17 protein-coding genes are annotated in these 19,656 nt (G+C 69.8%); 7 read left to right on the top strand and 10 right to left on the bottom strand.

The window, feature by feature from the left end:
* Positions 1-165 precede the first annotated feature (165 nt).
* The 3 genes from H1D24_RS32520 to H1D24_RS32510 are packed head-to-tail and all read left to right on the top strand — an operon-like array spanning position 166 to position 3,316.
* Positions 166-1,323: a Gfo/Idh/MocA family protein gene (locus tag H1D24_RS32520; RefSeq protein WP_181661313.1), complete on the top strand. Its 1,158-nt coding sequence runs from the start codon at positions 166-168 to the stop codon at positions 1,321-1,323.
* Positions 1,320-2,480, top strand: a complete 1,161-nt coding sequence (locus H1D24_RS32515; RefSeq protein WP_181661312.1) for a dihydrodipicolinate synthase family protein — start codon at positions 1,320-1,322, stop codon at positions 2,478-2,480. Before H1D24_RS32520 ends, H1D24_RS32515 begins: the two co-directional genes overlap by 4 nt.
* Positions 2,481-2,488: 8 nt before the next feature.
* Positions 2,489-3,316: a sugar phosphate isomerase/epimerase family protein gene (locus tag H1D24_RS32510; protein ID WP_181661352.1), complete on the top strand. Its 828-nt coding sequence runs from the start codon at positions 2,489-2,491 to the stop codon at positions 3,314-3,316.
* Between the two features lie 35 nt (positions 3,317-3,351).
* Here H1D24_RS32510 and H1D24_RS32505 read toward each other — a convergent pair whose 3' ends face one another.
* From H1D24_RS32505 to H1D24_RS32470, 8 genes are all read right to left on the bottom strand, one after another.
* On the bottom strand, positions 3,352-3,864 hold the full coding sequence (locus H1D24_RS32505; protein WP_181661311.1) for a DinB family protein: 513 nt from the start codon (positions 3,862-3,864) through the stop codon (positions 3,352-3,354).
* 246 nt (positions 3,865-4,110) lie between these two features.
* Positions 4,111-4,500: a D-ribose pyranase gene (rbsD, locus tag H1D24_RS32500; RefSeq protein ID WP_181661310.1), complete on the bottom strand. Its 390-nt coding sequence runs from the start codon at positions 4,498-4,500 to the stop codon at positions 4,111-4,113.
* Positions 4,497-5,396, bottom strand: a complete 900-nt coding sequence (locus H1D24_RS32495) for a ribokinase (RefSeq protein ID WP_181661309.1) — start codon at positions 5,394-5,396, stop codon at positions 4,497-4,499. Before H1D24_RS32495 ends, rbsD begins: the two co-directional genes overlap by 4 nt.
* 111 nt (positions 5,397-5,507) lie before the next feature.
* A complete protein-coding gene (locus tag H1D24_RS32490; RefSeq protein WP_181661308.1) occupies positions 5,508-7,457 on the bottom strand; it encodes an ABC transporter permease/substrate-binding protein in 1,950 nt (649 codons plus the stop codon).
* Entirely contained in the window at positions 7,447-8,988 is a 1,542-nt protein-coding gene (locus H1D24_RS32485; RefSeq protein ID WP_181661307.1) for a sugar ABC transporter ATP-binding protein, read from the bottom strand. The genes H1D24_RS32490 and H1D24_RS32485 overlap by 11 nt, the downstream gene beginning before the upstream one ends.
* Before the next feature lie 11 nt (positions 8,989-8,999).
* Entirely contained in the window at positions 9,000-10,037 is a 1,038-nt protein-coding gene (locus H1D24_RS32480) for a LacI family DNA-binding transcriptional regulator (RefSeq protein ID WP_181661306.1), read from the bottom strand.
* Between the two features lie 275 nt (positions 10,038-10,312).
* Positions 10,313-10,546, bottom strand: coding sequence for a hypothetical protein (locus H1D24_RS32475; RefSeq protein ID WP_181661305.1), 234 nt, complete (start codon positions 10,544-10,546; stop codon positions 10,313-10,315).
* 86 nt (positions 10,547-10,632) lie between these two features.
* Positions 10,633-11,526 (bottom strand): RpnC/YadD family protein, encoded by an 894-nt coding sequence (locus H1D24_RS32470; RefSeq protein WP_181661304.1) that lies wholly within the window; start codon positions 11,524-11,526, stop codon positions 10,633-10,635.
* 236 nt (positions 11,527-11,762) lie between these two features.
* On the opposite strand from H1D24_RS32470, the gene recD2 reads away from it, so the two are divergent.
* The 3 genes from recD2 (at position 11,763) to H1D24_RS32455 (ending at position 17,436) form a co-directional block, all read left to right on the top strand.
* Positions 11,763-14,009 carry an SF1B family DNA helicase RecD2 gene (gene recD2, locus H1D24_RS32465; RefSeq protein WP_181661303.1) on the top strand — a complete coding sequence of 749 codons (2,247 nt, stop codon included), beginning with the start codon at positions 11,763-11,765 and terminating at the stop codon, positions 14,007-14,009.
* Positions 14,010-14,335: 326 nt separating this feature from the next.
* Positions 14,336-15,625 (top strand): citrate synthase, encoded by a 1,290-nt coding sequence (locus H1D24_RS32460; protein ID WP_181661302.1) that lies wholly within the window; start codon positions 14,336-14,338, stop codon positions 15,623-15,625.
* A 767-nt stretch (positions 15,626-16,392) separates the two neighbouring features.
* Positions 16,393-17,436, top strand: coding sequence for a zinc-dependent alcohol dehydrogenase family protein (locus H1D24_RS32455; RefSeq protein WP_181661301.1), 1,044 nt, complete (start codon positions 16,393-16,395; stop codon positions 17,434-17,436).
* Positions 17,437-17,535: 99 nt separating this feature from the next.
* On the opposite strand, the gene H1D24_RS32450 is transcribed toward H1D24_RS32455, so the two are convergent.
* Positions 17,536-17,736 carry a helix-turn-helix transcriptional regulator gene (locus H1D24_RS32450; RefSeq protein ID WP_181661300.1) on the bottom strand — a complete coding sequence of 67 codons (201 nt, stop codon included), beginning with the start codon at positions 17,734-17,736 and terminating at the stop codon, positions 17,536-17,538.
* A 412-nt stretch (positions 17,737-18,148) separates the two neighbouring features.
* Positions 18,149-19,120, bottom strand: a complete 972-nt coding sequence (locus tag H1D24_RS32445; RefSeq protein WP_181661299.1) for an AraC family transcriptional regulator — start codon at positions 19,118-19,120, stop codon at positions 18,149-18,151.
* A 384-nt stretch (positions 19,121-19,504) separates the two neighbouring features.
* Here H1D24_RS32445 and H1D24_RS32440 point away from each other — a divergent pair, with 384 nt between their 5' ends.
* The gene (locus H1D24_RS32440) at positions 19,505-19,651 is read left to right on the top strand and encodes a hypothetical protein (RefSeq protein ID WP_181661298.1); all 147 of its coding nucleotides are present in this window, start codon (positions 19,505-19,507) and stop codon (positions 19,649-19,651) included.
* The last annotated feature ends 5 nt before the right edge of the window (positions 19,652-19,656 follow it).

Genomic DNA, 19,656 nt, shown 5'->3' with positions numbered 1-19,656 from the left:
CCGGTACTTGTCCGAGCCCATGTGCACAGGTCGCCCTCCGGTACTTGTACGAGGTACTTGTCCGAGCCGCTGTGCAGAGGCTAGCTTCTTACCGTATAGAAAGCGCTTGCTACGGACGCTCGCCGTGCGCGGACAGGGCGTACGGGGCCGTACGGAGGGAAACTCGTGACACGCAAGACGGTGCGCATCGCCATGAACGGCGTGACAGGACGCATGGGCTATCGCCAGCACCTGGTCCGCTCGATCCTCGCGATCCGCGAGCAGGGCGGCCTCGACCTGGGCGACGGCACGGTGCTGTGGCCCGAGCCGGTACTCGTCGGCCGCCGCGAGCACGCGCTGAAGGCGCTTGCCGAGCAGCACGGCCTCGATCCGGCGAACATCTCCACCGACCTGGACGCCGTCCTCGCCGACGAGACGATCGAGATCTACTTCGACGCCCAGGTCACCTCGGCCCGCGAGGAGGCGATCAAGAAGGCGATCGCAGCGGGCAAGCACATCTACACCGAGAAGCCCACCGCCACCGGCCTGGACGGCGCCCTCGAGCTGGCCCGCTTGGCGCAGGCGGCCGGCATCAAGCACGGCGTCGTCCAGGACAAGCTGTTCCTGCCGGGCCTGCTCAAGCTCAAGCGGCTCATCGACGGCGGCTTCTTCGGCCGGATCCTCTCCATCCGCGGCGAGTTCGGCTACTGGGTCTTCGAGGGCGACTGGCAGGAGGCACAGCGCCCGTCCTGGAACTACCGGTCCGAGGACGGCGGCGGCATCGTCGTCGACATGTTCCCGCACTGGGAGTACGTCCTGCACGAGCTGTTCGGCCGGGTGACCTCCGTCCAGGCCCTCACCGCCACGCACATCCCGCAGCGCTGGGACGAGCAGGGCAAGCCCTACGACGCCACGGCCGACGACGCCGCGTACGGCATCTTCGAGCTCGACGGCGGCACCATCGCGCAGATCAACTCCTCCTGGGCGGTCCGCGTCAACCGCGACGAACTCGTCGAGTTCCAGGTCGACGGCACCGAGGGCTCCGCCGTCGCGGGCCTGCGCAACTGCCGCGTCCAGCACCGCAGCGCAACCCCGAAGCCGGTCTGGAACCCGGACATCCCGGCCACCGAGGTCTTCCGCGACCAGTGGCAGGAGGTCCCGGACAACGCCGAGTTCGACAACGGCTTCAAGGCCCAGTGGGAGCTGTTCCTCAAGCACGTCTACGCCGACGCGCCCTACCACTGGGACCTGCTCGCCGGCGCCCGCGGCGTCCAGCTCGCCGAGCTGGGCCTGAAGTCGGCGGCCGAGGGCAGCCGCCTCGAGGTTCCGGAGATCTCGCTGTGACCATCCGCCTGCCCGACGCGACCGGCGCCCTGCGCGCCTACGAACCGCGCACCGAACCCTCCGTGTTCACGGCGGGCGGCGCCCCGCTCGCCTCCCGTACGGTCTTCTCCGCGGCCCACGTGGTCGCGGACCCGTACGCCGACGTCTCGCCGGACTCCCCGGCGGCCGTCGACTGGGACGCCACCCTCGCCTTCCGCCGCCATCTGTGGTCCCACGGCCTGGGCGTCGCCGAGGCCATGGACACCGCCCAGCGCGGCATGGGCCTGGACTGGGCCGGCGCCGCCGAACTGATCAAGCGGTCCGCGGCCGAGGCGAAGGCCGTCGGCGGCCGGATCGCCGCGGGTGTCGGCACCGACCAGCTCACCGCGCCCGCGACCTCGCTCGACGAGGTCGTGGCGGCGTACGAGGAGCAGCTGGGCGTCGTCGAGGAGGCCGGTGTCCAGCCGATCCTCATGGCCTCGCGCGCCCTCGCCGCGGTGGCGAAGGGGCCCGAGGACTACCTGGAGGTCTACGGGCGGCTGCTGCGCCAGTCGGCGGAGCCCGTCGTCCTGCACTGGCTCGGCCCGATGTTCGACCCGGCGCTCGAGGGCTACTGGGGCTCGTCCGACCTGGACGCGGCCACCGACACCTTCATCGAGGTGATCGCGGCCCACCCGGACAAGGTCGACGGCATCAAGATGTCCCTGCTGGACGCCGGCCGCGAGATCGGCGTCCGCCGCCGACTCCCGAAGGGCGTGCGCTGCTACACGGGCGACGACTTCAACTACCCCGAGCTGATCGCCGGCGACGAGCAGGGCTTCAGCCACGCGCTCCTCGGCATCTTCGACCCGCTGGGCCCGCTCGCGGCCGAGGCCGTACGCGTCCTGGACACGGGCGACGTGAAGGGTTTCCGGGAACTCCTCGACCCCACCGTCGAGCTGTCCCGCCACCTCTTCCAGGCACCCACCCGCTTCTACAAGACCGGCGTGGTCTTCCTGGCCTGGCTGGCCGGGCACCAGGAGCACTTCACCATGGTCGGCGGCCTCCAGTCCGCTCGCTCCCTGCCGCACTTCGCCCGAGCCTACGAACTGGCCGACTCCCTGGGCCTGTTCCCGGACCCGGCCCTGGCCGAGGCCCGTATGAAGTCCCTGCTCAACGTCTACGGAGTCCAGCAGTGACCGAACCGCTGACCGACCTCAACCGCTTCAGCATCAACCAGATGACGGTCAAGCAGCTCACGCTGCCCGAGCTTGTCTCGGCCTGCGTGGAGCTCGGCGTGCCGGGCGTGGGCCTGTGGCGCGAGCCGGTGCAGCAGTACGGCGTGGAGGCGGCCGCCAAGCTCGTACGGGACGCGGGCCTCACCGTCACCACCCTGTGCCGGGGCGGATTCTTCACCGCGATCGACCCCGGCGAGCGGGCCGCCGCCCTGGCCGACAACAGAGCGGCGATCGACGAGGCCGTGACCCTGGGCACGGACACGCTGGTCCTGGTCTCCGGCGGACTGCCCGCCGGCAGCAAGGACCTCCACGGGGCGCGCGAGCGTATCGCGGACGCGCTCGCCGTGCTCGGCCCGTACGCGGCCGAGCAGGGTGTCCGCCTCGCCATCGAGCCGCTGCACCCGATGTTCGCGTCCGACCGCTGCGTCGTCTCGACGCTCGCCCAGGCGCTCGACATCGCGGAACGCTTCCCCGCCGAGCAGGTCGGAGTCACCGTCGACACGTACCACATCTGGTGGGACGACCAGGCGCCCGCCCAGATCGCCCGGGCCGGGGCCGCGGGCCGGATCCACACCTTCCAGCTCGCCGACTGGACGACTCCGCTGCCCGAGGGCGTCCTCAACGGCCGCGGCCAGATCGGGGACGGTGCGATCGACATGCGGGAGTGGCGGGGCTACGTCGAGGCCGCCGGCTACACCGGGCCGATCGAGGTGGAGCTCTTCAACGACGGGCTGTGGGCGCGGGACGGGAAGGAAGTCCTGGCCGAGACGGCGGAGCGCTTCATGCGGTACGCGTGACAGGCGTCGCGCCGGGACGGCGGTGACCGGGAGCGTCAGTAGTAACCGGTCTCGCCGTCCAGCAACTCACGGATGGCGTCCAGGTGGCCGGCGTGCCGGGCTGTCTCCTCGATCATGTGGATCACCATCCACCGCAGGTTGGCGGAGGCCGAACGGAAGTCGGGATGGCGGCCCACCTCGTCCAGGGAGTGGGCCGCGATGATCTTGTTGGAGACGGCGCACTGGCGCTCGTACTCATCGAGCAGCTGGTCGAGGGGGATGCCCTCCACACGCATGTCGGCGTCCTCCGGCTCCTCCAGGAACTGGGGGCCGTCGGCGGGCCCGCCCAGGAACAGCACCTCGAACCAGGTCTGTTCGGTCCACCGCAGGTGGGAGATGACGCCCGCCATCGTCATCAGCGGAGACGAGGGGAGGACGGCGCGGTGGGCGTCCTCGTCCGACAGGCCCTTGCACTTCCATCGCACGATGGAACGCTGCAGGTCAAGCCAGCCGACCAGGGCGGTTCGCTCGTCCGCGGTGAAGGGGGGACGCTCATGGGAAGGCGACATGGGCGTCGACGTTACCGAGGCCCCGTCTCGGGCGCAGTGGGTTTTTCGCCTCCTGCGGGCTCGACGGAATTTTCTTGCGGACCTGTGCAACCCTTCCCGGCGGTCGCGGGTCTACTTGGCGTCAGGACTTCCGGGAGGGGATCTGGGGGGATCGGGGGGTTCTGATATGGGGGTGGGAACGAGGGGGTCTGATCGACGGATCAGGCCCCCTCGAGAGTTTTCCCCGACAACTCGGTGATGCAGTGGTCAGAAGAAGACACCGCAGCGCAGCAACACATTCGCGTACGGCCGCGCCTCGCCGGTGCGGACCACCAGGCGGGCGTCCGCCGACATCGCCTTCAACTCCTCGTGGGAGACCAGCTCCAGCTCGGGGAACGACGTCTCCAGCAGCCGCGTCGCCGACGGGTTCGCGTCCCGTACCTCGCGCGCGGCCACCGCGCCCTCCACGACCAGCTCGGCGAGCAGGCCGTCCAGCACCTCCGCGAAGGAGGGGACGCCGGCGCGGAAGGCGAGATCCACGACCCGGGGGCCCGCGGGGATCGGCATTCCGACGTCGCAGACGAGGACGCCGTCGCCGTGGCCCAGCTCGGCGAGGGCGCCGGACAGATGGCGGTTCAGGATTCCTGCCTTCTTCACAGGGCTTGGGTCTCCTCAAAGGTGGGGAAGGACGCCTGCGCGCCCTCCTTCGTGACGGCCGCCGCACCCACGCGCACCGCGAAGGCGGCGGCCGTCCGCAGGTCCTCGCCGAGTCCGAGGCGCCAGGCCAGCGCCGCCGTGAAGGCGTCGCCCGCACCTGTGGTGTCCACGGCGGCGACCTTCACGGACGGCACGCGGGCGGCCGACCCGCCGTCCGCCACCAAGGCGCCCTCGGCCCCCAGAGTGATGACGACCGAGCGCGGGCCCAGGGCCAGCAGGCCGGCCGCCCACTCCTCGGGAGCGTCGCCAGCCGAGCCGCCCAGGATCACGCGCGCCTCGTGCTCGTTGACGACCAGCGGATCGCAGGCCGCCAGCACATCGGCGGACAGCGGCGCCGGGGGCGAGGGGTTCAGTACGAAACGGGTGCCGTCGGCGAGGCTCCGTACCACTTCGGTGACCGTCTCCAGCGGGATCTCCAGCTGCGCCGAGACGACCCGCGCCGAAGCGAGCAGGACCTTCGCGGCCCGCACGTCCGCGGGCGTCAGGCGGGCATTGGCGCCCGGCGACACCACGATGCTGTTGTCCCCCGACGGATCCACCGTGATCAGCGCGACCCCGGTGGGCGCGCCGCCGGTGAGGACACCGACGGTGTCGACTCCGGCGGCGCGCTGTGAGTCCAGCAGCAGCCGTCCGTGTCCGTCGTCCCCGACGCGGGCAAGCAGGGCCGTACGGGCCCCGAGCCGGGCGGCGGCGACCGCCTGGTTCGCGCCCTTGCCACCCGGGTGGACGGCCAGGTCGGAACCGAGCACCGTCTCACCGGGGCCTGGACGGCGCTCGACACCGATCACCAGGTCGGCGTTGGCCGACCCTACGACCAGCAGGTCGTAGTCGTACATGAACCCTCTCCCTACACAGGTCAGTTCAGCTTGCCGTCGGTTGCGCCCGCTGATCGGTCGAGCTCGCCGGGCAGGCGGCCCGCGGACGTCGCCGCGGACCGCCCGTGGCCGTCATCCGCTGAAGGCGTCCACGTTCTCCGACGTGACGACCTTCACCGGCACCTTCACCGTCTCCGAGACCTTCTCGCCCTCGGCCGCCTTCAGCGCGTTCTCGACCGCGATCCGGCCGAGTTCCTTCGGCTGCTGGGCAACGGACGCGTAGAGCGTGCCCGCCTTGACCGCCTTCAGGCCGTCCGGGGTGCCGTCGAAGCCGACGACCGCGACCGACGTGCCGGCCTTGCCGCCCAGCGCCTTGATCGCGCCCAGCGCCATCTCGTCGTTCTCGGCGAAGACGCCGTCCACATCGGGGTGGGCCTGGAGCATGTTCGTCATCACGTCGAGGCCCTTGGTGCGGTCGAAGTCCGCGGGCTGCTTGGCCACGACCTTGATGCCCGGGTAGTCCTTGAGACCCTCGGCGAACCCGGCGCCGCGCTCACGGCTGGCGGACGTACCCGCCTGGCCCTGCAGGATGACGATCTCGCCCGTGCCGCCCAGCTTCTCGGCGAGCGTCTTCGCGGCGAGCCTGCCGCCCGCGACGTTGTCGGAGGCGACGAGTGCGGCCGTGTCGGCCTTGTTGACGCCCCGGTCGACGCCGATCACCGGGATGTCGGCCTTGTTCGCGGCCCGCACGGCCGGGCCCGCGGCGTCCGAGTCCACCGGGTTGACGATGATCGAACCGAGGCCCTCGCTGGTGAAGTTCTGCAGCTGGTTGGCCTGCTGGGACGCGTCGTTCTGGGCGTCCGTGACGGTCAGGTCGGCACCCGCCTTCTTCGCGGCCTCCTGCGCGCCCTCCCTGATCTGTACGAAGAACGGGTTGTTGAGGGTCGACAGGGACAGGCCCAGCTTCTGGTTCGCCGGGGACGAGCTGTTGTTGAAGAGGGACATCGCACCCAGGACGGCCGCTACGAGCACCGCGGCGAGAGCGAACTTCACCGCCTGCGGGCCCTTCTTGCCGGAGGCACCCGTACCGGCCGCGACCGGCGTCGCCCCGGCCTTGCGCCGCACCGTGTCGAGGAGCACCGCCAGCGCGATGACGACACCGATGACGACCTGCTGCCAGAAGGCGGACACCGAGAGCAGGTTGAGGCCGTTGCGCAGCACCGCCAGGATCAGCGCGCCGATGAGGGTGCCGGACGCCTTGCCCGTACCGCCCGCCAGGCTGGCGCCGCCGATGACGACCGCGGCGATCGCGTCGAGCTCGTAGCCCTGCGCGGCCTGCGGCTGCGCGGAGGACAGACGGGAGGCGAGCACGATGCCCGCGGCGGCGGCGAACAGACCCGACAGGGCGTAGATCGCGAGCTTCTGCTTCTTCACACGCAGACCGGAGAGGCGGGCCGCCTCCTCGTTGCCGCCGATCGCGTACATGGAGCGGCCGATGTACGTACGGCCCAGGATCACGGCCGTGATCAGGCCCATCACGATCATGATGAGGACCGGGACGGGCAGCCAGCCGCCGAGCGTGTCACCGAGGTGCGAGACCGAGTCGGGGAAGGCGATCGGGCTGCCCTGCGAGATCACCAGGGACAGACCGCGGCCCACCGACAGCATGGCCAGCGTCGCGATGAACGGCGGCAGCTTGCCGTACGAGATCAGGACGCCGTTGACCAGGCCGCAGGCGATGCCCGTGGCGATCGCGAGTATCACCGCGATCCAGACCGGCACGCCCTCCGAAGTCGCCGTCCAGGCAAGGACCGTGGCGGAGAGGGCGGCCACGGAACCGACCGACAGGTCGATGCCCGCCGAGACGATCACGAAGGTCACGCCGAAGGCGAGGATGGCGGTCACGGCCGCCTGGACGCCGACGTTCAGCAGGTTCTGGGTGGTCAGGAAGTCGCCGGAGAGCAGCGACATCGCGATGACCAGGACGATCAGGGCGCTGAGTGCGCCGTTGTCGAGCAGGAGGCGGCGGACCGCCGAGGCGCCACTCGCGCCCGTTGTTCTCTTGAGCGTGTCAGTGGCCACGGGGGGCCTCCTTTTCGGTGTCGCTGCTGTTCGTGCTGCCCGTGTTCGTGCTGACGGCGAGCGCCATGACCGCGTCCTGCGTGGCCTCGTCCCCGGCGAGTTCGCCCGCGATCCGGCCCTGGGCCATGACCAGCACCCGGTCGCTCATGCCGAGCACCTCGGGCAGGTCGCTGGAGATCATCAGGACGGCGGCGCCCGCGGCGGTCAGTTCGTTGACGAGCTGGTAGATCTCGACCTTGGCGGCGACGTCGATGCCGCGCGTCGGCTCGTCGAGGATCAGCACCTTGGTGTTCGCCAGCAGCCACTTGCCGATGACGACCTTCTGCTGGTTGCCGCCGGACAGAGTGCGGACGTGCTGGCCGAGCCCCGCCATACGGACGCCGAGCTGCTCGGCGACCCGGGCGGCCGCGGTGCGCTGGGCCTTGCGGTCGACCAGCCCGCCGCGGGTCGCGGCACGCATCGTGACCAGGCCGAGGTTCTCTTCGACCGATGCGTCGAGGACGAGGCCCTGCCCCTTGCGATCCTCCGGGACGAGGCCGATGCCGGCGGTCATGGCCGCGTTGACGTCATGGCGGGGCACGGGTGCGCCCGCGACCAGCACGGAGCCCGAGTCGTACGGGTCGGCGCCGAAGACGGCGCGTACGACCTCCGTACGACCCGCGCCCACGAGCCCCGAGATACCGACGACCTCGCCGGCCCGCACCTCGAAGCTCACGTCGTGGAAGACGCCGTTCCGGGTCAACCCGCGGACGGACAGCAGGGCGTCGCCCGCGTCGGCACGCGCGCGTGGGTACTGCTGCTCGATGCTGCGGCCCACCATCAGCCGTACGAGCTCGTCCTCGGGGGTCGACGCGGGCACCTGGCCGACGCTCTTGCCGTCGCGGATGACGGTCACGCGGTCGCCCAGGGCGGCGATCTCCTCCAGGTGGTGCGTGATGAAGACGATGCCGACGCCGTCCTCGCGCAGCTGGCGCACGATCCGGAAGAGCTTGTCCACCTCACCGGAGGTGAGGACGGCGGTCGGCTCGTCCATGATCAGCACGCGCGCGTCGAGGCTGAGCGCCTTCGCGATCTCCACCATCTGCAGGCGTGCGATGCCGAGTTCACGCACCCGCGCGCGCGGGGAGACGTTCACACCGACCCGCTCGAGGAGTACGGCGGCCTCGGCCTCCATCCTCTTCCGATCGATCATCCCGAAGCGGCGCGGCTGGCGGCCCAGGAAGATGTTCTCGGCGACCGTGAGATCGGGAACCAGGTTGAACTCCTGGTAGATCGTGGCGATACCGAGGCGTTCCGCGTCCTGTGCGCCATGGATACGGACTTCCTTGCCGTCCACCAGGACGCGGCCGGAGTCCGGGCGGTAGGCGCCGGAGAGCATCTTGATGAGGGTGCTCTTGCCCGCGCCGTTCTCGCCGAGCAGGACATGCACTTCGCCGCGGCGCAGATCGAAGTCGACACCGTCGAGTGCGACGACGCCGGGAAACGTTTTGCGTATCCCTTCGATACGCAGCAACTCGTCCGGGTTGCTCACGCGTTGCTCCTTCATGCTGGGGAGTTCTCTGAGGAGTTCTCTGAGGAGTTCTCTGGGAAGTTCTCGCCGCAGGAGCGGCGTACGACGAGACGGGCGGGGAGGGTGACCGACTCGGGAGGCCGGCCCTCGATGCGGTCGACCAGCGCGCGGACCGCGGCCCGGCCCAGCTCGCCGGTCGGCTGCGCGATCGCCGTGATCGGGGGATCGGTGTGCACGAACCACGGGATGTCGTCGAAGGCGGCCAGCCCGATGTCCTGCGGAACGCGCAGCCCGCGCGCGCGGATCGCGTCCAGCGCGCCGAGCGCCATCAGGTTGTCCGCGGCGAAGACGACGTCGGGCGGTTCGGGGAGTGCGAGGAACGCCTCGGTGACACGGCGTCCGCTGGCGGCCTGGAAGTCGCCCTGGCCTATCAGTTCGTCGGGCAGCGGCAGTCCGTGCTCGCGCAGCGCCTCGCGGAAGGCCTCGACGCGCTCGCTGCCGGTCGTGGTGGCCGCGGGGCCCGCGATGATGGCGAGCCTGCGGTGCCCGAGCCTGTGCAGATGACTGACCAGATCCCGCACGGCCTGCTGGCCGTCAGCCCGTACGACGGGTACGTCGACACCGGCGATCCAGCGGTCGACGAAGACCATCGGTGTGCCCGCCCGCGCCGCCTCCAGCATGAGCGGGGAGCCGCCGTCGGTGGGGGAGACCAGCAGCCCGTCGATCCTGCGGTCGAGCAGCGTACGGACGTGGTGGTCCTGCAGGTCGGGCCGCTCGTCGGCGTTGCCGATGATGACGCTGTAGCCGAGCGCGCGGGCCGCCTCCTCGACGGAGCGGGCCAGTTCGGTGAAGTACGGGTTGAGTACGTCGCTGATGACCAGGCCGAGGGTGCGGGTCTGATCGGTGCGCAGCGACCGGGCGACGGCGTTCGGGCGGTAGCCCAGCGACTCGACGGCGGCCAGAACGCGGGCGCGGGCATCGGCGCTGACTGACGGGTGGCTGTTGAGCACACGGGACACCGTGGCGACGGACACGCCCGCCTCGGCAGCAACGTCCTTGATGCTCGCCATCGCGGTTCCACCTCCTCGTGGAATCGATTACACAGAGGATTGGAATCGATTACACGAGGGGGAGGCAAGACCTAGGGGGCGTCGAGATCGGATCGTAATGGATCGCGCTCAGATGAGCGTCATGGTCCGGTGAGCTGAATGGGTGCCGTGGCACGGGCCGAAGGGACGCCGTTCATCAGCTTGGCCGTCGAGCTCGGAGGAGATGCTGTTGGCGACCGCTTAGCCGCCCCGTGTGGTCTCGGAGACGGCTCGGTGGATGCGGGCGGACCGGCGGACTACTCCTCCGTGAAGATGTCGTTCACGGAGGAGGCCGTGACGGCGCGGTCGATCCAGTGGACCAGGGTGTCGAGGTCGGTGCAGGTCAGGATGCATTCGCGGTCGCTGTCGGAGAGGCGGATGCCGCGGCGGTCCAGGATCCGGAGGAGGGCTGAGGCCATCCCCAGGACTTCGCCCTCGGCCCGCAGCTCTTGGGCCAGAAAGGACTGGAAGAACGAGGTATCGACGGCCACGAGGTTCCTCCAGTGATTGGCGGCCGAGCCGGTGACCCGGATCCTGTGTGGTGAGTTCGACGCTGTTGCTGTGGGCGGACCCTGGGCTACTCGCCCGTGAAGATCTCCTCGATGGAGGAGGCGGTGACGGCGCGATCGACCCACTGGTTAAGGGTGTCGAGGTCGGTGCAGGACAGGATACGTTCGCGGTCGCTGTCGGAGAGGGTGATGCCGCGGCGGTCCAGGACCCGGAGGAGGGTTTTGGCCTCTCCCTTGGCCTCGCCCTCGGCCCGGCCTTCGGCCCGCAGCCCCTGTGCCAGGGGGGACTGGAAAAATGAGGTGTCCACGGTCAACAGTTGCCTCCAGTAATCGGCGGCCGAGCCGGTGCCCAGGCCCTGTGCGGTGAGTTCGATGAAGGTGTTGGCGGTGTCCTCGTCCCGTAGCTGCAGCCCACCGAGGGCGGCTGCCAGCGCCTTCAGTATGGCATCGGAGTTCCGGTCACGGCCGTGCAGAATCGCGGACAGAACCGCCAGCGGGATGTCGCGGGCCGCTGCGTCCGGGGTGTCGATCACGGGGACGTTGTCCGGTCCCAGGACCAGGGGCCGCAGCGTGAGCGAGGGCCACTGCGGCGGGCCGATGTGCACGTGACGGGTGGCCCAGGAGGCGGTGGTCCGGTCCCTGCAGACGACGACCAGCAGCGGGGGCAGCCGGTATTTGGCGTAGAGATGGGCCAGGTAGTAGGCCCAGCTCGAGGGCTTTCCCGGATCCTTCTTCTCCTGGGCCTCCACAGCCAGGACGAAGCTCGTCCCGTCGGCGGCGTCCATGCGGAGCAGCGTGTCCACACGCCGTTCCAGAGGGCGGTTCTCGGTGAGGTCGGTCGGCAGCGGGGAGGCCGAGACGGGATCGTCGAAGGGGATTCCGAGCTCCCTGACGGCGCGGGCGAAGACACCGGGGTCCTGCTGGAAGACCCGGTGCATCGCCTCGTGAGGCGAGCTGACCATGCGGCTCCTGTCATGCGAGGTGGCGCGGAGGTGAGCAGGCGGAATGCCTGTGACACATGCCTGGGGCGTGTCCTGTAAGAGCCAACCGCACAACTCGTCCTCTTTTCATTTGAGTTGATCGGATTCACTCTGCAGGGGTGACAAGGTCCGCCCGTTGACGCCGCTGAGCCGGGCAGCCGACACCTGTGACCCAGGCGAGTGGTCCCGTTGTCACTCCCCGGCGATACCGTCGGATCATGGCGAGTCGAGGGGCAGGCGGCGGCGCGGAGAGCGGGCCGCGCATGGCGGTGCTCGAGGGGGTCCTCGAGCGGATCACGTACGCCAATGAGGAGAACGGCTACACGGTGGCGAGGGTCGACACCGGCCGCGGCGGCGGCGAGTTGCTCACGGTGGTCGGGTCGCTGCTGGGCGCCCAGGTGGGGGAGTCGCTGCGGATGGAGGGCCGCTGGGGCTCCCATTCGCAGTACGGACGCCAGTTCACCGTGGAGAACTACACGACGGTGCTGCCCGCGACCGTCCAGGGCATCCGCCGCTATCTGGGATCCGGGCTGGTCAAGGGCATCGGACCGGTCTTCGCCGACCGGATCACGCAGCACTTCGGGCTGGACACGCTGAAGATCATCGAGGAGGAGCCCAAGCGCCTGATCGAGGTGCCGGGGCTCGGCCCCAAGCGGACCAAGAGGATCGCCGAGGCCTGGGAGGAGCAGAAGGCGATCAAGGAGGTCATGCTCTTCCTCCAGACCGTCGAGGTGTCGACGTCCATCGCGGTCCGGATCTACAAGAAGTACGGCGACGCGTCGATCTCGGTCGTCAAGAACGAGCCGTACCGGCTGGCCGCCGACGTCTGGGGCATCGGCTTCCTCACCGCGGACCGGATCGCCCAGTCCGTCGGTATTCCGCACGACAGCCCGGAGCGCGTCAAGGCGGGCCTGCAGTACGCGCTGTCGCAGTCCGCGGACCAGGGCCACTGCTTCCTGCCCGAGGAGCAGCTGATCGCGGACGCGGTGAAGCTGCTCCAGGTGGATACGGGACTCGTGATCGACTGCCTCGCCGAGCTCGCGGCCGACGAGGAGGGCGTCGTACGGGAGCAGATCCCGGCACCGGACGGAGGCGGCGAGACGGTCACGGCCGTCTATCTCGTCCCCTTCCACCGCGCGGAGGTCTCCCTCGCCGCCCAGCTCAGGCGCCTGCTGAACACCGGGGAAGACCGGCTGCCCGCCTTCCATGACGTGGCCTGGGACAAGGCCCTGTCGTGGCTCGGGGACCGTACGGGCGCGGAGCTCGCCCCCGAGCAGGAGGCCGCCGTGCGGCTCGCGCTTACCCGTAATGTCGCCGTCCTCACGGGCGGCCCCGGCTGCGGCAAGTCCTTCACGGTCCGCTCGATCGTCGAGCTGGCCCGCGCCAAGCGCGCCAAGGTCGTGCTCGCCGCCCCGACGGGCCGCGCGGCAAAGCGCCTCGCCGAGCTCACCGGCGCCGAGGCGTCCACGGTGCACCGGCTCCTCGAGCTCAAGCCCGGCGGCGACGCGGCGTACGACCGGGACCGCCCCCTGGACGCGGACCTCGTCGTGGTCGACGAGGCGTCCATGCTCGATCTGCTGCTCGCCAACAAGCTGGTCAAGGCCGTGCCGCCGGGCGCTCATCTGCTCTTCGTCGGCGATGTCGACCAGTTGCCGAGCGTCGGCGCCGGCGAGGTGCTGCGCGATCTGCTCAGCGAGGGCAGCCCCGTCCCGGCCGTCCGCCTCACCCGCATCTTCCGGCAGGCCCAGCAGTCCGGCGTCGTCACCAACGCCCACCGCATCAACTCCGGCATACCGCCCGTCACGCAGGGCCTGAAGGACTTCTTCCTCTTCGTGGAGGAGGACACCGAGGCGGCGGGTCGCCTCACGGTGGACGTGGCGGCCCGGCGCATCCCCGCCACCTTCGGCCTGGACCCACGCCGGGACGTGCAGGTCCTGGCCCCGATGCACCGAGGGCCGGCGGGAGCCGGCAATCTCAACGGCCTGCTGCAGCAGGCCATCACCCCGACCCGCCCCGACCTGCCCGAGAAGCGCTTCGGCGGCCGGGTCTTCCGCGTCGGCGACAAGGTGACCCAGATTCGCAACAATTATGAGAAGGGGCGCAACGGCGTCTTCAACGGCACGGTCGGCGTGGTCACCTCGCTCAGCCTGGACGACCAGCGCCTGACGGTGCTGACGGACGAGGACGAGGAGGTTCCGTACGACTTCGACGAGCTCGACGAGCTGGCGCATGCCTACGCGGTGACGATCCACCGCTCCCAGGGCAGCGAGTATCCGGCGGTGGTGGTTCCGGTCACCACCGGCGCATGGATGATGCTGCAGCGGAATCTGCTCTACACAGCGGTGACCCGCGCCAAGAAGCTGGTGGTGCTGGTCGGTTCACGCAGGGCGCTCGGCCAGGCGGTGCGCACGGTGTCGGCCGGGAGGCGCTGCACTGCTCTCGATTTCCGCCTCTCGGGCGGGTGACTGTCGGCACGTGAGTGTTCAGTCGCGCAAGCGGCGTCAGGCGATACGTTTCTGCTGACACTCTCCGCCTAAAAGCACCCGTACCGACCGGCCCCATGGCGGTGATCCGGCAGGCATCCAGAATTTTGATCGATCAAACGAGTCGCAAAGGTCACACAAGGCTTCCAGAAGCAGGGCGAAGGGGGCAGGATGAGCAGGTTGGCGGCACTCAGTGCCGCTAACGGGCCTAACGGTCGACCCCGAGTGCACTCTCCTGAGCCAAATGGGGGAAGGTAGAGACAGTCAGGGCACCTCGAAGATGAGGCACTACGTCGGTGAGGGAAGACGTGAGCGACAACTCTGTAGTACTGCGGTACGGCGACGGCGAGTACACCTACCCGGTGGTCGACAGCACCGTTGGCGACAAGGGCTTCGACATCGGGAAGCTCCGCGCACAGACCGGTCTGGTGACCCTGGACAGCGGTTACGGGAACACCGCTGCCTATAAATCCGCGATCACCTATCTCGACGGCGAGCAGGGCATCCTCCGCTACCGCGGCTACCCGATCGAGCAGCTGGCCGAGCGCTCCACCTTCCTTGAGGTGGCGTATCTGCTGATCAACGGCGAGCTCCCGAACGTCGACGAGCTGGCCACCTTCAGGAACGAGATCACGCAGCACACCCTGCTGCACGAGGACGTCAAGAACTTCTACCGCGGCTTCCCGCGCGACGCCCACCCGATGGCCATGCTGTCCTCCGTGGTCAGCGCGCTGTCGACCTTCTACCAGGACAGCCACAACCCGTTCGACGAGAAGCAGCGCTACCTCTCCACGATCCGGCTGCTCGCCAAGCTTCCGACGATCGCGGCGTACGCGTACAAGAAGTCGATCGGCCACCCCTTCGTCTACCCGCGCAACGACCTCGGCTACGTCGAGAACTTCCTGCGCATGACCTTCTCGGTCCCGGCCCAGGAGTACGACCTCGACCCGGTCGTCGTCTCGGCGCTCGACAAGCTGCTGATCCTGCATGCGGACCACGAGCAGAACTGTTCGACCTCCACGGTGCGTCTGGTCGGCTCCTCGCAGGCGAACATGTTCGCCTCGATCTCCGCCGGCATCTCCGCCCTGTGGGGCCCGCTGCACGGCGGCGCCAACCAGTCGGTGCTGGAGATGCTCGAGGGCATCCAGGCTTCTGGCGGCGACGTCGACTCCTTCATCCGCAAGGTGAAGAACAAGGAGGACGGCGTCCGCCTGATGGGCTTCGGCCACCGGGTCTACAAGAACTTCGACCCGCGCGCGAAGATCATCAAGGCTGCCGCGCACGACGTCCTGTCGGCTCTCGGCAAGTCCGACGAGCTGCTCGACATCGCGCTCAAGCTGGAGGAGCACGCGCTCTCCGACGACTACTTCGTCTCGCGCAGCCTCTACCCGAACGTGGACTTCTACACCGGTCTGATCTACCGGGCCATGGGCTTCCCGACCGAGATGTTCACCGTGCTCTTCGCGCTCGGCCGTCTCCCCGGCTGGATCGCCCAGTGGCACGAGATGATCAAGGAGCCGGGTTCCCGCATCGGCCGCCCGCGCCAGATCTACACGGGCGAGGTCCTGCGCGACTTCGTCCCGGTCGAGGAGCGCTGACCGCTCCCCGCACCGTATGCGGAAAGCCTGACACTCAGGCGGAAAGCGCCCCGCTACCAGTCCCCCCACGGGCCGGTAGACGGGGCGCTTTCCTATGTCCCGGTGCGGATTCCCCCCACGGGATCCGGCCGGGCGTCTGCGGGGCAGCGCCAGCTGCGTCAGGTGTCGCTGGCTCTGTCAGGTGTCAGGAAACCGGTCGATACCTGTTGCGGTCCGCCGGGACGCGTACGCACGGGAGGGCCGCTCAAAGCTCCCCGGTGCACGTGTCCCGGCCAACGCTCCCCATGGCTTCGGCGCCATGGGGTACCTCCATCCAGGGACGTCCCCCAAGACGTCCCCCCGATGTTCAGAAACGCCCCCCAAGACGTTCCTGGCATCGCCTCTTAGACTCGCGAGCCCCTTCGATGGTTACGTTCGGATTACTGTGACCTGCGTCTCTACTTGCATATGTCCTCTAGCTGCGCAAGAGCGCCGATACGGCAATCCAGGCCCAAGCGTAAGGATGTTGGAGGGGCTCTGTGAAGACCTGATGTGACCTTACCCGCGGTTACGGGCCGGTCCGGTCGCGGGTTGGCAGCGCGTTCTTACGAGCTGCCGGGTCGGGCGACGCGAAGCGGCGCCCTCCGAGCGGGAGCACCCAGGTCCGGAGCACCCCCCGGCGGGACGGGGCCGGTGGTCGGCGCTAGCGTGCGGGCGGTGAGCGTGACCGCGCACCACGGCAGGGTGGCGCGGTCGTGCGCCGGACCGGACGGAAGGCTGGCGGGACGATGCGGGCAGTGGTGTTCGAGCGGTACGGGCAGTCGGCCGAGGTGCGGGACGTGGCGGATCCCGTGCCCGCGCCCCACGGGGTGGTCGTCCGCGTCGAGGCCACCGGGCTGTGCCGCAGTGACTGGCACGGCTGGATGGGGCACGACCCGGACATCACGCTGCCCCATGTGCCCGGCCACGAACTCGCCGGTGTCGTCGAGGCGGTGGGCGACCGGGTGGCCCGGTGGCGGCCCGGCGACCGGGTCACCGTGCCGTTCGTCTGCGCCTGCGGCAGCTGCCCCGCATGCGCGGAGGGCGACCAGCAGGTGTGTGAGCGGCAGACCCAGCCGGGATTCACACACTGGGGCTCCTTCGCGCAGTACGTCGCGCTGGAGCATGCCGACGTCAATCTGGTGGCCGTGCCGGAGGAGATGTCGTTCGTGACGGCGGCCGGGCTGGGCTGCCGGTTCGCGACCGCGTTCCGCGCCGTCGTCGCCCAGGGCAGGGTGGCACCGGGCCAGTGGGTCGCGGTGCATGGCTGCGGCGGTGTCGGCCTGTCGGCCGTGATGATCGCGGCAGCCTCCGGTGCGCGTGTCGTGGCCGTCGACATTTCGCCCCAGGCCCTCGAACTCGCGCGGACGTTCGGAGCCGCGGAATGCATCGACGCCTCGGCCGCCGGTGACGTCGCCGAGGCGGTTCGCGAGCTGACCGGCGGTGGCGCCCATGTGTCACTGGACGCTCTCGGGTCGCCCGCCACCTGCGCCGCCTCCGTGGGAAGTCTGCGGCGCCGAGGCCGGCACATCCAGGTCGGCCTGCTCCCCTCCGCTGCGGGCGACCCGGTCGTGCCGATGTCCCGCGTCATCGCCCTGGAGCTGGAACTCCTCGGAAGCCACGGCATGCCCGCCCACGCGTATGCCCCCATGCTGGAGCTGGTGCGCGCGGGCGCGGTCCGCCCCGACCTCCTGGTCACCTCCACGATCCCGCTGTCCGCGGCCCCGTCGGCCCTGGCCGCGATGGGTACCGCGCCTGGTGCGGGGGTCACGGTCGTGGAACCGCAGCGGTGAGGCCGAGCCCTGCCGACGGGACGACGGTGGTGCGAGAGGCGGGGCACGGGATGCGGAGGTATACGGGACGCGGGGGTAAGGGACGCGGGGCACGTCAGGTCAATCGGTTCTGCGGTTGCGGTTGCCGGGCCGGGAGGCCACCCAGGCGCGCACGGTGTCCGCGTACCAGAACGGCTTGCCGCTCTCGACATGGTCGGGCGGCGGCAGCAGTCCGTGCTTGCGGTAGGACCGGACGGTGTCCGGCTGCACCTTGATGTGCGCGGCGATCTCCTTGTACGACCAGAGTCTTCGGTCGGTCATCAGTGGCACCTCCCTGCGGGCGTCGCGCAGCAGCCGGGACGGCCGTCGGGGGAGCTGGACGCGACGCTGGCGATCACTCAGCCTGTGCGTGGTCAACGACACGGGGTGAGCGCAGGAGAACCGCTGTGGATCGCATGTGACACAGGCCCTGCGAACGCGGGACATGTGTGACACAAGAGAGGTATTCGTAACACACGCGATGCGTGCGGACGTGAGGCGCGACGACGCGAGGGCGCAGCGGTGTGAGCCGCAAGTCCCTGTGCATGGGTACCTGATGACGGGGCCACCGGGCCCTCCGCGACCCGGGCGCGCAAGCGTAGTGGACCGGCCCCGCTGCGCCGGTTCCGGTCCACCGCTCCCCGCTACCCTCTGGTTCCCCCCGGTCAGAGGGTTGCAAGGCCCCAGCGTGCCGTCAGTGGTGCCTATCGGTCTTGGAAAAAGGCGCACTTCGCCCCGGTGGCAGCACCAGGCTCGTGGCCTCACCGGTGAGCCGGTCTGTGGCGGGCGGACCCGACCGCTGGGCCGCCCGTCGGCTGCGGGCCGCGGTGAACTCGGCGGGTGTGCAGCCGGTCATCGCCCTGAACTCACCGCTCAGATGCGCCTGGTCGTAGAACCCGCAGGCCGCCGCCGTCTCGGCCTGGCTGTGACCGGCCACGAGCAGCCGCCGTGCGCGCTGCAGCCGCAGCACCCGGGCGGCCGCCTTCGGCCCGAGGCCGATCTGCTCCCGAAAGCGGTTCTCCAACTGGCGTACGCTCCAGCCGACTTCGTGGGCGAGGCGGCTGACGGGGATGGTGCCCCCGGTGCGGACGAGCTCGTTCCAGGCGCCGACGATCCGGGGCGAACAAGGGGTTCCGGCATCCACGCAGCGAGTCAGGACATCGTCCAGCAGGGCGAACCGGGCGCTCCAGGTGCTCAGCCCGGCGAGTGCGGCGACGAGTTCGGCGATGCTTCCCCAGCCGACGAGCCCTGGCGGTCTGCCGAGGTCGTCCGGATCGACGTACCGATTCGACAGTTCATGCTGTGCGATGCCGAAGAGCGAGAACGCGGCCCAGGGGGTGAGCAGCACAGAGACACCGGACAGCCGCCCCTCGTGCTCGCCGACGGCGGGCGTGGTGCCCAGCCCCGAGCACACCGAGACGAGGGAGACGGCGGGACGCCCCGCACTGGAGATCCGCACCGGCTGCTCGAAGCCGAGCATCAGCGTGACCGCGCCGATCGGTGTCTCCAGCCGGCGCCGTGGACGGTCCAGGTCGTACCGGAAGCCGTGATAACTGATCACGCCCGGCCGTAGCCGGGGGTGGGGCAGCGCCCATGCGGCTTCCCAGGTGCTGGCGGCACGGTGGACCGGCCCTGGTGCCGCTGCCGGCCCCCTCACCGTCGTCATGGCGGTCAGCTTTCCGGCCGTGAAAGAAAAGTGTCAAGACGGTCAGGATGTCAGGACAATCCATTGACAGGGTGCTGGTATGCGACTAAACCCAGACTTCGAGACTCGACCGGACCCCCTTTTACTGCTTCGAGACTCGACCGGACCCCCTTTTACTGCTGGGCCGGGCAAACGTGTTCAAGCGAGGTCGGCGACCTCGCCGCCCTCACGTACCGCTCGAAGCCCTGCACCCATCGCCTCCGGCGCGGGAGGCCACTTCGCCCTGGCAGGAGCGAAGTGCGAGCGCTGACTCCCCGCCCGCCACGCCCCCGCGCCGGAGGTTCAGCCCGGAGCTGCTGCATGTGTCGGGCGCCGGGCGCCACATGTGTCTACGCCGACCCCGAAATGGCAGACACAGTGTCCGGCGCGCTCCCCGTCGGGGCGTGGTGGGATGTGGCCATGGCCGAGGCCGGGACCCGCTCGTCGGCCATGGAAGCCCACGAGGTGTACGACCGGGACGTCCGGGCCCGACGCCGCCGTCTGCGAAGGTAGGGATC

It is taken from the genome of Streptomyces himalayensis subsp. himalayensis (assembly GCF_013778455.1).
Taxonomy (GTDB): domain Bacteria; phylum Actinomycetota; class Actinomycetes; order Streptomycetales; family Streptomycetaceae; genus Streptomyces; species Streptomyces himalayensis.
Note: the sequence above shows the minus strand (reverse complement) of the source record. Positions and strands in the feature narration are given on the sequence as shown.